Here is a 17081-nt window from a genome sequence, read left to right on the forward strand (position 1 = left end):
ATGATCCCGACCGATCGCTTTGCCGTCGTCGCCGACGGCTGGTTCGACGGTGAGCGCCTGCACGCGCACGGCCCGTTCACCTTCCGCATCGAGGAGGGGCGCATCGCCGACATCGCCGCGGGCGACTTCGGCGCGACGCTCGCCACCCAGGGGATGGAGGTCGTGCGTGGCGGCTTTCTGATGCCCGGGCTGGTCGATGCCCACGTGCACCTGTTCCTCGACGGCGCCCCGACCGACGGCGCCCAGCGCGCCGCCCATCTCAAGAAGCCGGTCGAGGACCTGGTCGACGCCGCCCGCGCGAGCGCCCGCCAGGCGCTCGCCTGCGGGGTGACCCTGGTGCGCGACGCGGGCGATCGTCACGGCATCAACCACCGGCTCCGCGACGAAGCCGCCCACAGCCCGGGCCTTGCCCGGGTGCGCTCGGCCGGGCTCGGAGTCAAGCGCCCCAAGCGCTACGGCGCCTTCATGGCGCGCGACGTCGCCGACGACGCCGCGATCCGCGACTCGGTGCGCGAACTGGCCCGCGACAGCGATGAGATCAAGCTGATCCTGACCGGGATCATCGACTTCGACGCCGGCGCGGTCACCGACGAGCCGCAGTTCGATCTGGCCGCGGCGCGCCTGGTGGTCGACACCGCGCGCGCCTGCGGGCGCACCACGATGGTCCACTGCAGCGGCGCGGCCGGACTGGAGATCGCCGCCCGCGCCGGAGTCGGCTCGATCGAGCACGGCTTCTTCATGCGCCGCGACCTGCTGGCGCTGATGGCCGAGCATGACGTCGCATGGACGCCGACCTTCTGCCCGGTGCATTTCCAGTGGGCGCAGCCCGAGGCGGTGGGGTGGTCGGCACAGACCGTGGGCAACCTGCGCCGCATCCTCGACGAACATGCGCGCCACCTGCTCATCGCCCGCGAGCTCGGAGTGCGCCTGCTGCTCGGCACCGACGCCGGCAGCATGGGAGTCGAGCACGGCCACGCTGTGCATGAGGAAATCGAGCGCTACCTCGAAGCGGGCCTCACCACCGCCGAAGTGCTGCAGGCCGCCACCGCCACCGCCCGCCGCCACTTTGGCCATCCCCACCCGCGCCTCGAACGCGGCGCGCCCTTCGATGCGCTGCTGCTCGAGCGCTCGCCGTTCGAGGACATCGGTGCGCTGCGCACGCCCTTGCGTGCCTGGGCGGGGCAGCCGGCCTGCGAAGGAGAAGCGCTGCAATGAGCGCGCAGATCATCGACGGCAAAGCCTTGTCCCGGCATCTTCGCCGCCGATTCCGGGAAAGAGTGGGGGCACTCGCGGCCCACGGGGTTCAGCCTGGCCTGGCAGTCATTCTGGTCGGGGACAACCCCGCCTCGCGGCTTTACGTGGCCAACAAGGTGAAAGCCTGCGAAGAATGCGGGGTCGCCTCCTTCCTCCACGCCTGTTCCGCCGACATCACTGAGGCCGCCCTGCTCGGGCTGATCGCCCGCCTCAACGCCGAGCGCACCGTGCATGGCGTCCTGGTCCAGTTGCCGCTGCCGCCCCATATCGACATGCGCCGGGTGCTCGAAGCGATTGCGGTGGAGAAGGACGTGGACGGTTTCCATCTCTACAACGTCGGCGGCCTGGTCGTGGGCAACACGATCTTTCCGCCGTGCACGCCCTATGGCGTCCAGCTCCTGCTCGAGACCACCGGCATCGAGGTCGCGGGCAAGAACGTGGTCGTGGTCGGGGCGTCGAACATCGTCGGCAAGCCGATGGCCCTGATGCTGCTGCACAAGGAGGCCACCGTCACCGTCTGCCACGCCAAAACGCGCGATCTGGCACAGCACACCATCCTCGCCGACATCCTCATCGTCGCGGCGGGCAAGCCGGGGCTGATCGTGGCGCAGATGGTCAAGCACGGCGCCATCGTCATCGATGTCGGCATCAACCGGCTGCCGGACGGGCGCATCGTCGGCGATGTGGACTTCGACGGGGTCAGGGACAAGGCCAGCTGGATCAGCCCGGTCCCCGGCGGCGTCGGCCCGATGACCGTGACCATGCTGATCGAGAACACCCTGCGCTCGGCCGAGCGCTGCCTGGAACGAGGGAGCGGTAGCGGTCATCCAGTCTGGGATGCCCCGCGCTCCGAACTGCCAACCTCTTAAGCGAAGTCGACGTCACATGTATTCCGTCCGTCTCTGGTCCGTGCGTCACGCCCGCCGGCTGAAAAATCTCTATGCGCTCTTTTCCCGGTTCGCGCCCCTGGCCGCACCCGTTGCGCGGACCTTGGGCGTCGAGCGCACTGCGTCGATTCTGCGCCCCCTCGAACAGCAGGCCAAAGGCTTTCTGTTCGACTGCCGGATGTGCGGCCAGTGTGTGCTTTCCGCCACCGGGATGGCCTGCCCGATGAATTGCGCCAAGGAAATGCGCAACGGTCCTTGCGGCGGGGTCCGGCCTGACGGTCACTGTGAGGTCAAGCCCGGGATGCGCTGTGTGTGGATCGAGGCCACCGACGGCACCAAACAGATCTCTGCCGATCACAAGGCGCACCCCACGCCTTTGCTGCCGGCGGTGGACCAGCGCAAGCGGGGCAGTTCCACCTGGATTCAGGTGATTCATGGCGGCAAGGATCCCGCCTTCCAGCCGCCGATCAGGGAAAAAACCACGCCGGAGGCCGAAGAGAGTCCCCTGGAGACGGCTTGCCGTTCCGGCCGTTTCGTCGTCACCGTCGAGATCGCGCCGCCGGATTCCGCCGATCCGTCCGTCTTGCTGGCCCGAGCCGAGCGCTTTCGCGGACTGGTCGATGCGATGAACATCACCGATGGTGCTGGCGGCAACTGCCACATGTCGAGCGTTGCCGCCTCTGCGATCCTTGCTCATGCGGGCTTCAACCCGGTCTATCAGGTTGCCTGTCGCGACCGCAACCGTATCGCGATCCAGGGCGACATCCTCGGCGCCGCAGCCCTGGGAGTGAAGAACATCCTCTGTCTGACCGGAGACGATGTCAGCCAGGGTGACCACCCGCAGGCCAAGCCGGTGTTTGATCTGGACGCCGTGTCGCTGCTCCACGTCGCCCGCGGCATGGTGGACCGGGGCGAGTTCGTCTCCGGGCGCAAGCTGGAAAGTCCGCCCAGGTTGTTCATCGGTGCGAGCTGCAACCCTTTCGTGCCGCCCTTTACCGACCGCATCGCCAATCTGGAAAAGAAGATCGTTGCCGGCGCTCGGTTCATCCAGACTCAGTTCTGTTTTGATCTGCCGCTACTCCAAGCCTTCATGGCCGAAGTTCGCGCCCGCGACCTGCACCGGCAGGCCCGCATCATCATCGGCGTCGGTACCCTGTCCTCTGCAAAGGCGTTGCGGTGGATGGGCACCCATGTCCCCGGCGTCCACATTCCCGAGGCCGTGCTCCAGCGAATCGGCAACGCGGCCGACCAGAAAGCCGAAGCCATGCAGGTGTGTCTGGAAACCATCGGGGCGATCCGCGGTGTCGAGGGCGTGGCGGGCATCCACCTGATGGGGCACAAGAACGATGAGACGCTGGTGGAACTCATCCGTCGCGCAGGGTGACAAGCGGTGCTTTCAATCCGTGAGTGTCGGCTTCAGTCCGCGGCGCAGGCTTTCATGACACCCAGCATCCACTGCAACGCTGGATCAGCCTGACTGTACTTGTGCCATTGGATGATTTCGACCAGCGGCGGCATCTCCATTGGTGGAGGGAGCAGACGCAGCGGCAGGAAGTCGGCATAAAATTGTGCCAGCCGGCGGTGCACGGTAGCGATCCGGTGAGTTCCGACCAGTAGCTGCGGCACGCTGTTGAAAGTGGTGGTCACGACCTCGACGCGCCGCTCCCGGCCAAAGCGGGCGAAGAACCACTCCTCGATGGCCGGGGTGCGTTGCCGTCTGCCGAAGCTGACCCGCACATGGCCCATGTCGAGGAATTGATCGACCGTCAGCCGCTCGCCGACCTCGGGGTTTTCCGACCATCTCACGCAGACGTATTCATCCTGGAACAGCACTTCCCACGGGTGGCCTTCCTGGCGGAATTTTTCCGGAATGATGAGGAAATCGAACTCGCCACGGTCGAGCGCCGCCCAGGGCTCTTCGAGATGCGGAACCATGTCGATGGTGACCCCTGGTGCCTCGTGCTGCAGGCGCTGCAGCACGCGGTTCATGAGCACCGTCGAGACGTAGTCCGAAAGCATGATCCGGAATTGTCGGCGGGAGCGGGCGGGGTCGAAGACGGGACGCGTCTCGACCGTGGTGCGGATGTGGATCAGACACTCGCGGACGGGGATCGCGAGGCTTTCCCCGAGGGGGGTCGGCACCATCCTGCGGCCGACCGACATCAGGAGCTCGTCTCCGAAAAACTCCCGCAGACGGCCCAAGGCTTCGCTGGTGGAGGAGGGGCTTCTATGCAGCCGCTGTGCGGCGCGTGTGATGCTCTGTTCCGTCAGCAAAACGTCCAGAGTGACCAGAAGGTTCAGGTCGAGGCGATGAAAGTTCACAGCATGAATGGTCATTCGGTTTTGCCGAAAGGATACTTCGTATGAATCGACTTATCAAATAAGTTGATCAAACCTATCCTGGGTTCTCCCACCACCCAAATTCAACGGGAGAGCACCTTGAAATTCGGTATTTCTCTGACATTTTCCAACCCGGGCGGACGTATTCCGGTCGATCGCCTGATCGAGTCCCAGGTCGCGCACTCCGTACTCGCCGACGAATGCGGCTTCGATCAAGTCTGGATGGCGGAGCACCACGGTTCCGAGAATTATTTCCCCGCCCAGCTGTGCATGCTGTCGGTGCTGGCGACGAAGACGAAGCGGGTCAGATTGGGCAGTTTCATCATCGTGATGCCGCTCTACCACCCCATCCACGTGGCCGAGCAGGCGGTGATCGTTGATCAACTTTCGGGCGGGCGACTGGATCTTGGTCTGGGAATCGGCAACTTCCAGGAGGAGTTCGACAACTTCGGTGTTTCTCGCAAGGAGCGCGCCTCGCGGATGGAAGAAAGCGTCGAGATCATCAGCGGGCTGTGGTCGCAAAAGAATTTCTCCTACTCGGGCAAGCACTACAACCTCACCGACTTCACCATGAATCCGCGCCCGGTGCAGCCGCAGGCGCCGATCTGGCTGGCTGGTAACGCGCCGGCGGCGATCGATCGTGCCGCGCGTTATGGTTATCACCTGGCTGGATCGGGCACCGGCTTCGATCTCTACGAGGCGAAGCTGCGTGAATACGGCCGCGATCCCAAGGATTTCAACAAGGCCATGCTGGTGTATTGCGTGCTGGCGAAAACCCGTGAGGAAGCCTGGCGACGTGCCGGCGAGCCGATGATCCGTTGGCTCACCTACTACAAGAACGAGTTCGACCGCCATCCCGACTTCGAGTGGTTCAGGCAAAAGCCGGGAGGCTATTTCGGTGTCGACCCGCTGCCGGATCCGAGCGACGTGGAAAGCTTGCAGCGCCTGCACTTCCTCGGCTCCCCCTTCCTCATCGGCACCCCTGAGGACGTCATCGAACCGTTCAAGCGCATTCAGGCCATGGGGGTGACCCATCCCGTGCTCTGCCAGCACTTCGGCGGCATGGATCCGGCCTACAGCGAAGAGACGATTCGCCTCTTCGGCCAGGGTGTGATTCCTCACTTCCGCTGAGCAGCAATGAACATCGCCAACCGTATTGAATTGATCGCGCTGCCCGGCCTGCCTGCAGTGAAGCCGGGCGACGCGCTCGACGGGCTGGTGGCGCAAGGCCTCGACGCCGCACGCATCGATCTGTGCGATGGCGATGTCGTGGTGTTTGCACAAAAAGTGGTGTCGAAAGCGGAAGGCCGCCTGGTCGATCTGCGTTCGGTTACGCCATCTCCCCGGGCGGAAGAGGTGGCGCGTCAGGTGGACAAGGATCCCCGGCTGGTCGAACTCATCCTCCGCGAGTCGAAACGGATCGTGCGCCAGCGCCGGGACGTGTTGGTCGTCGAGCATCGACTCGGCTTCGTGATGGCCAATGCCGGTATCGACCAGTCCAACGTCGCGTCCGCCGCAGAGGGCGAGTTCGCCCTGCTGCTTCCCGAGGATCCGGATGCGAGTGCACTGCGCTTGCGTGCGGCGCTCGCCCGCAGCTGCGGTGCCCGTACCGGGGTGATCATCAACGACAGTTTCGGCCGGCCGTGGCGGCGCGGTACGGCGGGGGTCGCCATCGGCTGTGCCGGGCTGCCGGCGCTGCGCGACCTGCGTGGGCGGCCCGATCTGTTCGGACGCACGCTGCGCGTCACCGAGATCGGCCTGGCCGATGAAATCGCTGCTGCCGCATCGCTGCTGATGGGGCAGGCGGACGAAGCCCGGCCGGTGGTCATCGTGCGCGGTTTGGACATACATGGGCCGGCGCTGGCGGCGCAGGTGCTCGTCCGGCCGCCGGAAGAGGATCTGTTCCGGTGAACGGGCGGGTGATCGCGCTGGCCGGCGGCGTGGGGGGCGCGAAGCTGGCGCTCGGCCTGTCGCGCGTGCTGGCGCCGGGGGCGCTGACCGTGATCGCCAATACCGGGGACGATTTCACCCACCTGGGGCTGGCGATTTCTCCGGATATCGACACGCTCACTTATACCCTCGCCGGCCTGGCCGATCCGCTGCAAGGCTGGGGGCGCCGCGGCGAAACCTGGGCCTTCATGACGGCGTTGCAGCAACTGGGAGGAGAAACCTGGTTCCGGCTCGGCGACCAGGATCTGGCTCTGCACGTCGAGCGCACGCACCGGCTGGTGGCGGGGGAAAGCCTTTCCGCCGTTACCGAACGTGTCCGGCAGCGCCTGGGGGTGGCGACCGCCATCGTGCCGATGACGGACGACACGGTGCGCACGCGGCTGCGCACCGACGAGGGCTGGCTCGATTTCCAGGACTATTTCGTGCGCCGTCGCTGCGTGCCGTGCGTGCATGAGATCGCCTATCACGGGGCGGAAAACGCCCGCCCGGCCGAAGCGCTGCGGCAGTCGCTGGCGGACGAGACGCTGCGCGCTGTGGTCATCTGCCCTTCCAACCCGCTGCTCAGCATCGCCCCCATCCTGGCCATGCCGGGAGTGAGGGCGGCGCTGGCCGGCTGTACGGCACCGGTGATCGCGGTGTCGCCCCTCATCGGCGGACAGGCGGTGAAGGGGCCGACGGCGAAGCTGATGCGGGAGTTGGGCAAGGAGGTCGGCGTAGGCGGCATCGCCCGCTGCTACGCGGGGCTGATCGACGCATTGCTCATCGACGCCGGCGACAGGCCGGCTGGTCCGGCGCAGGAGATAGAGTGGATTGATGCGCCGCTCCTGATGAGCACGATCGAGGACCGTGAGCACCTGGCTGTGGCCGTTCTGGCCGCCGCGGATCGGTTGTCGAGGAGGGCTGGGTGATGAAAGGCGTCTGGGCAGTGGTGCCGGCCAAGCCGTTCGAGCAGGCGAAGCAGCGTCTGAGTGGACTGCTGCCCGTCGCGGTGCGGCGGGAGTTGGCGTGGGCGATGCTGGAAGACGTGCTGGACAGTCTCTCCAGTGTCGGCCGGTTTGCCGGTATCGTCGTCGCGACGACCGATCCTGCGGTCGCCCGGGTGGCGCGTGGGCATGGTTGCGAAGTGTTCAGCGAGGAACCTGGTGGCGGCCTGAGCGCAGCGGTCATGGCCGCTGCCAGAAGGTTGGCTGCGGAAGGCTGTGGCACCGTGGTCGCCATCCCCGCCGATGTGCCCGGCATTTCAGCGCGGGAACTGGAAATGCTCCTGGAACGACATGGCGACGGGCCGGGCGTCACGCTTGTTCCTGCCCACGATGGCGGTGGGACCAACGCCATCGTGATGACCCCGCCAGATGCCATCGAGCTTGCTTACGGCGAGAACAGCTTCCGCCGCCATCTGCAGGCGGCCCGTCGTGCCGGCATGGAGGCTGCGGTCCTCACCCTGTCGGGGATCGCGCACGACATCGATTTTCCCCAGGACGTGGCGCTCTTCATGCGGCACCCCTCACCGACCCGCGCATGGCGCCGGCTGAAAACCTGTTTCGCGCTTTCCGACGATCCTCTCGCAGCATAAGGACAATCATGCATTCACCCTCTTCGATCCCGGACGATCTGTCCGCGCTACTCGAGCGTGCCCGCGCGGGAACGCCTCCCACCGAGGCCGAAGCGCAGCTACTGGCCGAGTGCAACGACTTGCAGGCATTGATGGCGACGGCTGCGGCCATTCGCGACATGGCCTTTGGTGACCGCATCACCTATTCACGCAAGGTCTTCATCCCCCTGACCCGGCTGTGCCGCGACAGTTGTGGCTATTGCACCTTCTCCCAGCAGCCGAAGCTGGGTGAAAAAGTCTTTCTCGATCCCGAAGAGGTGATTGCCATCGCTGAAGCGGGGCGTCGCGCCGGCTGCAAGGAAGCGCTGTTTACCCTCGGCGATCAGCCTGAGGCACGCTATCCGGCAGCGCGCGAGGAGCTCGCTGCGCGCGGCTATGCCAGCACGCTGGATTATCTCGGGGCGATGGCCGCACTGGTCCTCGAGCGCACCGGCCTGCTCCCCCACCTCAATCCCGGAATCATGCCGCGCAATGCGTTGCAGACATTGCGCCCACACGCGGTGTCGATGGGGCTGATGCTTGAGAGTACGGCCGAGCGCCTGGGCCGGCGCGGCGGCCCTCATGCCGGCTGCCCGGACAAGCATCCCGCGATGCGCCTGGCGGCGATCGCAGCAGCGGGCGAGGCGGCGATTCCATTTACCAGCGGGATCCTGGTCGGGATCGGCGAGACACGCGCCGAGCGCATCGACGCCCTGCTTGCCTTGCGTGCCCTCCATGAACGCTACGGCCACCTCCAGGAGCTCATCATCCAGAATTTCCGGGCCAAACCGGGTACGGCGATGGCGCACGCGGCCGAGCCGCCATTCGAGGAGCATTTGTGGACCGTCGCCGTGGCGCGCATCCTGCTGCGCGGGACGACGAGCATCCAGGCTCCGCCCAACCTGAGTGCCGGTGCGCACACGCGCCTGATCGAGGCTGGCCTCGACGACTGGGGTGGCGTTTCTCCCGTCACCTGCGATCACGTGAATCCGGAAGCGCCCTGGCCACAGCTCGATGTGCTCGCGCAGTCCTGCGCGGCGGCTGGGAAAGTGCTGGTCGAACGCCTCGCCACACATCCCCGCTACCTGGATGCCGCCGACCGGTGGTTGGCGCCGGAAATCCGGAAACGGGTGCTGTCGTTGATGGATGCGGCGTGCCACGCACGTCCGGACGACTGGTCGCCGGGAAGTGCGGCAGTGCTGCGGCCAGAGCCGCAGCACGTGCGCGGTCATGCCGGCACTCCGGCGCGGAGGGCTCTGATTCGAACGCTTGACGGCCTGCTTGCCGGACGGGAGCCGACGGAGGCGGAGGTTGTCGCCCTGTTCGATGCCCGCGATGAAGATTTCTGGCTGGTATGCCGAGCCGCCGATATGCTGCGGCGCGAAGCCAACGGCGAGGTGGTGGGCTACGTTGTCAACCGCAACATCACCTATACCAACCTGTGCATTTACCAGTGCCGTTTCTGCGCTTTCTCGAAGGGCAAGTTCAGCGCCAACCTGCGTGGCCAGCCTTATGACTTCGATCTGGCGGAAATCGCACGGCGTGCCGCAGAGGGCTGGGCGCGCGGTGCAACCGAGGTGTGCATCCAGGGAGGCATCCACCCGTCCTACAACGGGCAGCACTATCTGGATATCGTCGCCGCCGTGAAGGCGGCCGCACCGGACATCCATATTCACGCGTTCTCGCCCCTGGAAATCCAGCAGGGAGCGGCCAGCCTGGGGATGGACATCCGCGCCTTCCTGACCGAACTCAGGCAGGCTGGCCTGGGCACCTTGCCGGGAACGGCGGCCGAGATCCTGGATGACGAGGTTCGCCGCCTGATCTGTCCGGACAAGCTTTCCACTGAGCAATGGCTCAACGTGGTGGAAACCGCTCATGCCGTAGGGCTGCCCACGACCGCCACCATCATGTTCGGCCATGTCGAGCGGCCGGTGCACTGGGCGCGCCACCTGCTTCATCTGCGCCGCCTGCAGATGCGTACTGGTGGGCTGACCGAATTCATTCCGTTGCCGTTCATCGCGGAGCAGACCCCCTTGTTCCTGAAAGGGCGTTCGCGTGCAGGGGCGACGTTGCGCGAATCGGTGCTGATGCATGCGGTGGCGCGGCTGGTCCTGCATCCCTTGGTCAGGAACATCCAGGCCTCCTGGGTCAAGATGGGGCGGCAGGGGATCGAGCTGTGTCTGGCGGCAGGGGTCAACGATTTCGGCGGCACGCTGATGGACGAAAGCATTTCTCGCGCGGCCGGGGCCGAGCATGGCCAGGAGATGAGCCCCGCGGAGATCGAGTCCGCGATCCGTGCCTGCGGGCGCACTCCGCGGCAGCGCACCACCCTGTATGGCGACGTGACGGCCGAACGGCGTGCGCGGGCAAATACCCATTACCGCAACCACCCCGGCTGCGCCCAGGTGCCGGAGGTCGCGTCCAGAACCGAAGGAGAGCAGGATGCATGCGTTTTACCGTAGCAGTTTCAAGGACATGATGAATGATGTCGTGGCGGCAGGCGCGTGCTGCGAATGCGGAAGCTGCGTCGCAGTCTGCCCGCACGGCATCATCAGGTATGTCGATGGCAAGCCTGAACGAGCCTCGAAAACGCCCGCTCCCTTCGACAAGTGCGGCGTCAGCGAAGGAATCGGGTGCGATGTCTGCGCCGCGGTCTGTCCGCGCCTGTGGCCGCGTGAGCCGCATCTGCGCGGTGTCGCGTTCTCCGACGATCGTGGCTACGAAGGCATTTTCGGGGTCTATCGCCATATCTTCGTGGCGCGCACGCGCGACCAGGATGTGCTCGGCCGCGCCCAGGATGGCGGCGTGGTCACCGCCTTGCTGGCCTGGGCGCGGGAGGCTGGCCACATCGACGGCGCCGTCGTCGCCGCGGTGGGCGAACAGGATGAGCCGTGCTTCCCCACGCCCAAGCTGGCGACCACGGTGGAGCAGATCCGGGCGAGTGCCGGTAGCTGGTACACGTATTGCCCGAATACGCTCGCCTTGAGCGAGGCCAAGGAGCGAAATCTCGGTCGCCTCGCCTTCGTCGGTGTGCCGTGCCAGATCACGCCGCTACGCAAGATGGTGCATACCGATGCCGGCATGCTGCTGAAGGCCGGCAAGAAGCCTCACGTGGTTGCGCGCCAGCGTGAATTCATGCGCGATCCGGCTGGGCGAGTTGCCTTCGCGGTTGGTCTGTTCTGCACCGAAGTGTTCACGCCGGCGTTGATGACCGAGCGTGTCGCAGAGCGGATGGACATTCCGCTTTCCGACATCAGCAAGGTCAATGTCAAAGGTGAGGTGCGCATCTTCCGCAAGAGCGGTGCGGAGATGGGGCGGATCCCGCTCGAGGAAGCGATGGGTGATTATCAGCGTCCTGCCTGCCAGCATTGTGGTGATTTCTCCGCCGAAATGGCCGACATCAGTTGCGGCGGAGTCGGCACCGATGCTGCCACCATCGTCGTGCTGCGGACGCAGAAGGGGGTGGAGCTCTGGCGCGATTTCGAGGCCAGCGGCCAGGTCGACGTATGGCCGATCGCCGAGCATAAGAAGGCGTGGAGTATCCTCCTGCGCCTGGCCAGGCAGCAGCGGGAGCGCGTACCGCAGCGCGCGGCGCATACCGGTTCGGCGCCGGAGCTGCCGGGATATGTCCCCGGCGACGATGCCAGACGCGGGCATCAAATGCTGACCGAGGCCGGAAAATCCGCCGAAGAAATCGCCGCCTGCCTTGCGGCAGCCTACGAGGAAGCCGGAGGCTCGGCCAGCGTGAGCAGCGCTCCGGGATGGGTCATTCCCGGCGATCCGGGCGAGCCTGCGCCCGGCGAGAAGCGCCGCCTGCCACCTCCGCCGCACCCGGAGCAGGGGGGAGGATCGCCGTCTGGCTGTATGGAAAAACACGTTTCAGCACCGATGGATGGCATTGCAACAATCGATTTGTGAGATAGCTGCGCGCCTCTTTATTCTCAATCACCGACACCGTGATCGAAAAGGAGATGCCCAATGCCGTCAGTGGAGCTGGAAGCCCGCGTTGCTCGCCTGGAGGACCACCGGGACATCTGCAATCTGCAGGGGCGCTACAACCATTATCTGCAGACCGGGCAGTTGAAGGACAAGCTGCCCGAGCTGTTCGCCCTCGATCATCCGCAGGTCAGGGCCGAGCTGTGCGACAGCGGGCTGTGGGAGGGGCGTGATGGCGTCATCCGCCTGTTCACCCATATGGGAGCGAAGTACGCCAGACCGGGATCGTTGATGGTGCATATGCTGCTTACTCCCGTGGTGGAAGTGAGTGCGGATGGTGTACATGCTCACGGTATGTGGAATTCGCTCGGCACCAACACCTACGAGAATGGCGAGGGCGAACTCGAGGCCATGTGGCAACTCGGCAAGTACGACCTGACTTTCTGCAAGATAGAGGGGCGCTGGAAGTATCTGGCGTTTCGCTGGTACGTGATTTTCCGCACCCCATTTCATGAAGGGTGGGTGAATCGGCCGCTGGTGGAGGGCCTCCATGAGTCGGGTTTTCCGCCCGTCGGGCCATTCCACACGCCTTACGACCCCACCAAAACCGACAACCGCTTCCTGCCCTGCCCGCCGGAGCCGGAGTTCCGGCGATAACACCTTCAACGCACGAGGAGACACCCCGCATGCCCATCAAACTGATGGCGGCGTCACGCCGCCGACCCGGCCTGACCCGGGCCGAGTACCAACGCTACCTGGAGTTCTATCACGGCACCATTGCGCGCCGAGAACGCTTCAAGATCGACTCCTACATCCAGAACCACGTGATCGATGGCGCCTTCGGTACGCTCGGGGACGAAACACACCAGCAGGTGGCCGACCGTGACGCGGTGGTCGAGCTGACGTTCGCCAACTTCCCCGACATGCTTGCCACCCTGGAGCCCGCCACGCCTTCGGCCGCCTCCCAGGACGGCAAATTCTTCGCCGACGAATGCAACAACATCATCGTCATGGCCGAGGAGGAGGAAATTCCGGTGCCCAGTCCGCTGCCGAGCTTCAACCCGGGACTGGGTATCGTCCAGGGGGTGGGCGCGCTCAAGGTGCTGCACTACATCATGCGTGACGATACCGTCTATCGCGAGGACTACTACCAGTACTGGCGTGAGGCCCATGAAGAAGCGCTTGAAAAGGCGCCCTATGCGCGTGAGCAATTGCGTCGCTGCGTGGCCAACAAGCGCTGCCGCATCAACGACAACGATGGTGCGGCGCGCAAGCACTTCAAGATGGTGGATCCGCCGGTTTATGACTTGGTGGTGAGCCACTGGTACGACACGATGGAGCACGCCGGCGCTTTCCGGCAGTACCAGGAAGCGCTGATGAAAAACACGCGGAAATTCGCCAACTGGTCGAAGTCCTTTTATCTCTATACCAAGCAGATCGTGATCATTCGCGACACCGAAAAATGATGGAGGCAGCCATGACAGCGACGATCGAACTGAGCGTGCAGAAGGATTTCAAGGATTGGTACGCCTCGACTCCGGTCAAGGCGAAGCGCCCGGAACTGAGCCCGGAAGAGCAGGCTCGGCCTTTCGCCAAGTATTACCACGAGGATATCCCTCGCCCCGATCCTGGCCACCTGGCGCTGATGGACTCGCCCTGCGATCCGGCCAGGGCGATCGGCCCGGAGCGGATGAACGACCTGCTCGACCCGGGTTACCTCGAGGTGGAGGTTGGCTGGTGCAATCTGCCCAACGGCGCCGGCTTCATCGCCAACAAGATGCTCTATCCGGACATCACGGCCGAGATGATCGACTGGTGGTTTGCCTGGCATGCGCTCGAAGACCTGCGCTATCGCATCTGGTACCCCCCTCAGCACGCCGGCATCATGCTGAGCCCTGAAGGCCGCAAGCGCCTTCTCGACCCGAGCGTCCCGATGGTCGAGAAGAACTGGGGCGTGACCCACCACGTCACTGAAAACTGCGATTGCGGGATGGAGAACATCGACATCACCTTTCTTTCTCCCCGGGACTTCGGTTTCGACATGAGCCGCTGGAAACAGCCTTACGTTGCCACGTTTGCCGGCGGCTATGGGTGGGCGGTGACCGTGAACAAGACGGACGAGTCGATCACCGCGCCCGCGCTGATGTGCCACATCTTCCGTGATACGCCGGAAGGCCTGGAGCATCGCACCCGTTTCTGGCTGGGCTACCGCATGTCGGGCGGCAAGCCTGAACTGTCCCTGCCGCCCGGCGTCGCGGTCCCGGTTGAAGCCATCCGTGGTCTTGCCCGCCACAACGTCAAGGAATTCACCCGCTTCAAGCATTTCCTGCCCCGCATCCACGCCGAGTTCGGCGGCGGGATGACCGCGTAAGGTTCCTCCCTCTCCTGCCTGTTTGTCGAGGAGATTGTCGGCAGCGCATGCGCTGCCGATTTTTTTATCTGATTGTTTCGGAACGACTTGTCATTGCGGGGGCGGCGAATCGACACATTGCCTGAGGATATTGCGCAGCCAGAGGAGGGCAGGATCGCGGTTGCGGTAACGGTGCCAGACGATGACCTCGGTCAGGTGTGGCATCTCGACCGGTGGCGCTACGCGCTTGAGCGGCAGGAAGCGCAGGTAGAAGTCCGCCAGCCGCTGGTGGATCGTCGCGATACGGGTCGTGCCGACGACGAACTGGGGAAGGGTGCTGAAACTGGCGGTGATGATTTCGATGCGCCTGGTATGACCGTAGTGGTCGAAAAACCATTCGTCGAAGGCGGGAAGGCGCTGCTGACCGAACCTGACCGCAACATGCCCCAGCGCGAGATACTCCTCAAGGGTGATCGACTCGCCGATCAGTTGATTTTCCTGCCAGGCGATGCAGGTGTATGAATCCTCGAAAAGCGCTTCTGCGGGATGGCCCTCGTGTATGTACTGGGTCGGCTGAATCAGCGCATCCACTTCACCGCGTTCGAGGGATTCCCACGGACGGTCGGAATACGGCAGCAATTCGATCGTGACCTGGGGGGCGATCTGCTGAATCAGGGGCAGAGCCTTCGTCATCAGCACGATCGAGACGTAATCCGACATCAAAAGTTTGAAATGGCGCTGGGCCCGTGCCGGGTCGAACTCCGGCCTGATCTGGACGGTGGTTTCGACTTTCAGCAAGATATCCCTGACCGGTCCTGCCAGGCTCTCGGCGAGCGGAGTGGGCACCATCCGGCGCCCGATGGGTGCCAGCAGATCGTCGCCGAAATATTCCCGCAGCCGCGCCAGTGCGCCACTCATCGCCGGCTGGCTCAGATGCAGGCGCCGGCTTGCGCGGGTAATGTTTTGCTCTGCCAGCAAGGCATCGAGGGCGACGAGCAGATTCAGGTCGAGGTGGTTGAAATGCATGCCGTGCAGGATATGCCCATCGCCGGCAACGGCCAATGTGTCATCGGCCGTTGCCCAGAGGTTCAGGCGGGATTCGGAGTCGGCATGAGGAATGGCCAGGGCGAAGTTTCGGTCGAGCGGTCGAGCGGGACTTCGATCAGTGCCGGGGCGTCGAGTGCGAAGGCCTTTTCCAGCGTGCTGCGCAATCCGGCGGGTGTATCCACCCGGTAGCCGGCAACGCCAAAGCTTTCTGCCAGCTTGATGAAATCTGGATTCTGCAGTTCCGATCCGATTACTCGTCCCTGGAAGAGGCGCTGTTGGTCGCGCCGGACGTTGCCGTAAGCATTGTTGTTGAATACGACGGTCACGAGATTGATGCCGTGTTGAACCGCAGTGATCAGGTCCTGCAGGCCGAACAGGAAGCCGCCGTCTCCTGTGATCGACACCACGCATTTGTCCGGGTTGCCCGCCTTGACGCCCAGTGCGGTGGGGAAGCCGAAGCCGAGCGTTCCTTGGTGGCCAGCGGTAACAAAAGTGCGGGGCGCGTACACCGGGAAGCCGAAGAAGGACGTGAAGCCGGTCTGACAGACTTCTTCGACGAAAAAACCATCACGGGGGAGCACTTCACGGATGGCGCTCAGGTACTGCACATGAGGTGTGATCGCCGCGATTTCTTCATGGGTCTGCTGCTTCAACGCCGAAAATTCAGCTTGGCGGGAAGAGTGGACGATGCCAAGACTGCGCACTTTTTCGAGAAGTTCACGGCAGGTTCGTGCCGAATCTCCGACAAGACCGACCGTCGGCTTGAGGCGGGTCATCTGCACGGGATCGATATCGATATTGATCAGGGCACGGTGCTTGCCGAGCCGAGGCCAGCGGAACCAGAGCAGTTCCAGGCGTGAGCCGATCCCGATGACGGCATCCGTCTCCGCCCACCGTTTGAAGCCCGAGGCGCAGGTGAAGCCGAGGCTGTGGTCATCTGCGACGATGCCGCGGCCGCCGCGCCAGCTGACCACGGGAGCCTGCAGCTGTTCTGCCAGGGCCTGTACTTCAGCCGCAGCATGCTGCGCCCCGCTGCCGACCATGATCATGGGATTGCGGGCATCCTTGAGCAGGGCTGCGGCCTTGGCGATCAGGTCTGGATCGGGTTCGATCTGCGGACTGGCCGCAGCAGGGTGCGCCGGCGGTATCGGTGCGCTGGCGGTAAAAACGTCCCAGGGCATTTCCACGACGACTGGGCGGGGGCGACCGGTCTGAAGCTGGCGAAAGGCATCGTCCATGATTTCTGGAACCTGGCCGGGGTGCTCGATCCGTGCTGCCCATTTGGTAATGGAGCGCATGGTCGCGAGTTGATCCGGTAGTTCGTGAAGGTGCCCTTTCCCGCTCCCGATGAAATCGGAAGGGACCTGGCCGGTAATGCCGAGTATGGGGGCGCTCACGCCATGGGCCGTGCAGATGGCGGCTGCGGCGTTGAGAATGCCTGGGCCGGGGACGACCGAAAAGGTGCCGATACGGCCTGTGGATTTTGCATAACCCAAAGCCATGTAGGCGGTTGTTTGCTCATGGCGGGGGGTGATGACTTTGATGTGCTCCTCGTTGCGATGGAGCGCGTCGAAGAGGCTGTAGGTCTGAACGCCCGGAATCCCGAACAAAGTGTCGACCCCATGCTGGATCAGCGACTGCACCAGCGCATCACCGCCGGTCATCCGGTTCTGTTGGTCCATTGTGATTCCTTGTCTTTGCGCCAAGAATCTGACGCGCTTCACAC

15 protein-coding genes are annotated in these 17081 nt (G+C 64.4%); 12 read left to right on the plus strand and 3 right to left on the minus strand.

Going from position 1 to position 17081, the window contains the following annotated elements; all coding sequences use genetic code 11:
* The 3 genes from Tharo_RS00935 to Tharo_RS00945 are packed head-to-tail and all read left to right on the plus strand — an operon-like array spanning nucleotide 1 to nucleotide 3525.
* Nucleotides 1-1215, plus strand: coding sequence for an amidohydrolase family protein (locus Tharo_RS00935; RefSeq protein WP_107219595.1), 1215 nt, complete (start codon nucleotides 1-3; stop codon nucleotides 1213-1215).
* On the plus strand, nucleotides 1212-2123 hold the full coding sequence (folD, locus tag Tharo_RS00940; RefSeq protein WP_107219596.1) for a bifunctional methylenetetrahydrofolate dehydrogenase/methenyltetrahydrofolate cyclohydrolase FolD: 912 nt from the start codon (nucleotides 1212-1214) through the stop codon (nucleotides 2121-2123). Before Tharo_RS00935 ends, folD begins: the two co-directional genes overlap by 4 nt.
* A gap of 16 nt (nucleotides 2124-2139) precedes the next feature.
* Nucleotides 2140-3525 carry a methylenetetrahydrofolate reductase C-terminal domain-containing protein gene (locus Tharo_RS00945; RefSeq protein WP_159051637.1) on the plus strand — a complete coding sequence of 462 codons (1386 nt, stop codon included), beginning with the start codon at nucleotides 2140-2142 and terminating at the stop codon, nucleotides 3523-3525.
* A gap of 32 nt (nucleotides 3526-3557) precedes the next feature.
* On the opposite strand, the gene Tharo_RS00950 is transcribed toward Tharo_RS00945, so the two are convergent.
* Nucleotides 3558-4478: a LysR family transcriptional regulator gene (locus Tharo_RS00950; protein ID WP_211309638.1), complete on the minus strand. Its 921-nt coding sequence runs from the start codon at nucleotides 4476-4478 to the stop codon at nucleotides 3558-3560.
* 102 nt (nucleotides 4479-4580) lie between these two features.
* Here Tharo_RS00950 and Tharo_RS00955 point away from each other — a divergent pair, with 102 nt between their 5' ends.
* The 9 genes from Tharo_RS00955 to Tharo_RS00995 are packed head-to-tail and all read left to right on the plus strand — an operon-like array spanning nucleotide 4581 to nucleotide 14329.
* Nucleotides 4581-5612, plus strand: coding sequence for an LLM class flavin-dependent oxidoreductase (locus Tharo_RS00955; protein WP_159051638.1), 1032 nt, complete (start codon nucleotides 4581-4583; stop codon nucleotides 5610-5612).
* A gap of 6 nt (nucleotides 5613-5618) precedes the next feature.
* Complete coding sequence (cofE, locus tag Tharo_RS00960; protein ID WP_107219600.1) at nucleotides 5619-6392, plus strand: coenzyme F420-0:L-glutamate ligase; 774 nt, start codon at nucleotides 5619-5621, stop codon at nucleotides 6390-6392.
* Nucleotides 6389-7339: a 2-phospho-L-lactate transferase gene (gene cofD, locus Tharo_RS00965; RefSeq protein WP_107219601.1), complete on the plus strand. Its 951-nt coding sequence runs from the start codon at nucleotides 6389-6391 to the stop codon at nucleotides 7337-7339. The genes cofE and cofD overlap by 4 nt, the downstream gene beginning before the upstream one ends.
* Nucleotides 7339-8004 (plus strand): 2-phospho-L-lactate guanylyltransferase, encoded by a 666-nt coding sequence (gene cofC, locus Tharo_RS00970; protein ID WP_107219602.1) that lies wholly within the window; start codon nucleotides 7339-7341, stop codon nucleotides 8002-8004. The genes cofD and cofC overlap by 1 nt, the downstream gene beginning before the upstream one ends.
* Entirely contained in the window at nucleotides 7950-10484 is a 2535-nt protein-coding gene (gene cofH, locus Tharo_RS00975) for a 5-amino-6-(D-ribitylamino)uracil--L-tyrosine 4-hydroxyphenyl transferase CofH (protein ID WP_245880968.1), read from the plus strand. The genes cofC and cofH overlap by 55 nt, the downstream gene beginning before the upstream one ends.
* The gene (locus Tharo_RS00980; RefSeq protein WP_107219604.1) at nucleotides 10465-11940 is read left to right on the plus strand and encodes a Coenzyme F420 hydrogenase/dehydrogenase, beta subunit C-terminal domain; all 1476 of its coding nucleotides are present in this window, start codon (nucleotides 10465-10467) and stop codon (nucleotides 11938-11940) included. Before cofH ends, Tharo_RS00980 begins: the two co-directional genes overlap by 20 nt.
* A 60-nt stretch (nucleotides 11941-12000) precedes the next feature.
* Nucleotides 12001-12615: a nuclear transport factor 2 family protein gene (locus tag Tharo_RS00985; protein ID WP_107219605.1), complete on the plus strand. Its 615-nt coding sequence runs from the start codon at nucleotides 12001-12003 to the stop codon at nucleotides 12613-12615.
* A gap of 29 nt (nucleotides 12616-12644) precedes the next feature.
* The gene (locus Tharo_RS00990; RefSeq protein ID WP_107219606.1) at nucleotides 12645-13424 is read left to right on the plus strand and encodes an EthD domain-containing protein; all 780 of its coding nucleotides are present in this window, start codon (nucleotides 12645-12647) and stop codon (nucleotides 13422-13424) included.
* An 11-nt stretch (nucleotides 13425-13435) separates the two neighbouring features.
* Nucleotides 13436-14329, plus strand: coding sequence for a DAPG hydrolase family protein (locus Tharo_RS00995; protein ID WP_211309639.1), 894 nt, complete (start codon nucleotides 13436-13438; stop codon nucleotides 14327-14329).
* Between the two features lie 90 nt (nucleotides 14330-14419).
* On the opposite strand, the gene Tharo_RS01000 is transcribed toward Tharo_RS00995, so the two are convergent.
* Both Tharo_RS01000 and Tharo_RS01005 read right to left on the minus strand, forming a co-directional pair.
* Complete coding sequence (locus Tharo_RS01000) at nucleotides 14420-15370, minus strand: LysR family transcriptional regulator (RefSeq protein WP_211309640.1); 951 nt, start codon at nucleotides 15368-15370, stop codon at nucleotides 14420-14422.
* A gap of 26 nt (nucleotides 15371-15396) precedes the next feature.
* Nucleotides 15397-17037 carry a thiamine pyrophosphate-dependent enzyme gene (locus Tharo_RS01005; protein WP_107219608.1) on the minus strand — a complete coding sequence of 547 codons (1641 nt, stop codon included), beginning with the start codon at nucleotides 17035-17037 and terminating at the stop codon, nucleotides 15397-15399.
* Between the last annotated feature and the right edge of the window lie 44 nt (nucleotides 17038-17081).

Origin of the sequence: Thauera aromatica K172 (assembly GCF_003030465.1) — a bacterium.
Lineage (GTDB): Bacteria > Pseudomonadota > Gammaproteobacteria > Burkholderiales > Rhodocyclaceae > Thauera > Thauera aromatica.